Origin of the sequence: Dolichospermum planctonicum (assembly GCF_005402965.1) — a bacterium.
Taxonomy (GTDB): Bacteria; Cyanobacteriota; Cyanobacteriia; order Cyanobacteriales; family Nostocaceae; genus Dolichospermum; species Dolichospermum planctonicum.
Genome location: NZ_BJCF01000118.1, coordinates 1 through 941, shown reverse-complemented (window position 1 = coordinate 941; position 941 = coordinate 1). Strand labels below are relative to the sequence as shown.

General features: G+C 38.8%; 1 protein-coding gene. It reads right to left on the bottom strand.

Annotation, left to right across the window (positions count from 1 at the left end):
- Positions 1-941, bottom strand: a 941-nt coding sequence (locus FFO06_RS20660) for a DNA methyltransferase (protein WP_162501221.1), incomplete at both ends; no start/stop codon positions are given.

Here is a 941-nt window from a genome sequence, read left to right as displayed (position 1 = left end):
TTGACCCATTCACTAAACAAAGCATCTTGACAAACAATATTATGATCCAAAGTATCCAAAGGTAAAGCAGGTTCAGTCAAACATAAATCATCAATCGCAATTTTCCGCGCTATCATCAAAGTTACCCGCGCTAATTCCACAGCAAAAGGATTTGTATCCATACCATAAAACTGTAAAGGTGTTACCAAACCCATTTCCATTTGTTGACTTTTAGACCCATTCAAAGACTGGATTTTTTCTAAAAGCATTCTTTCCACTCTTTTCAATTGCTGATATGCTATATAAAGAAAATTCCCCGAACCACAAGCAGGGTCCAAAACCCGATAACCTTGTAATTCTATCTGCAATTTTCCCAATTCCTTAACCGTACTTGCTTCCTCAATTTTATCCTCCCAATAACGACTAATTGTGGGACGGACAATTTTCATAATATCTCCCTCAGAAGTATAATGAATTCCCTTCGCGTGACGTTCTTTCTTATCTACCGTTCCCTCAAATAAATTCCCAAAAATCGCCGGACGGACCTTACTCCAATTCTCCCGCGCAGAAACATCTAAAAAATTTAATTCTTCCCTAGTTAACTCAATGGGGTCAATGCGAGAAAATAAACCCCCATTAAAATAATCTACACCTTGATAACGTCCCGCAGGAGTTTTCCCCAGTTGATTCATTTCCCGAAACAAACCACCTAAAAGATCATAGGAACTTGACCCATTCATACAATCTTGAACACAAGAAACAAACAAATCACGGGGTAACAATTGTCTATCTTCCGCAAACATAGCCAACACACATTGTAAAACAAACCGCTGTGCTGTTAACTTTTCAATACCCCTAGCTTCCAACTCTAATAATAACTCTCCCATACGACGAGCCGCCCTTTCCGTCACTTCCACCTGGTTGTTTTGGAATATAGGAGTTTTTTGACCTAATTCCATAAA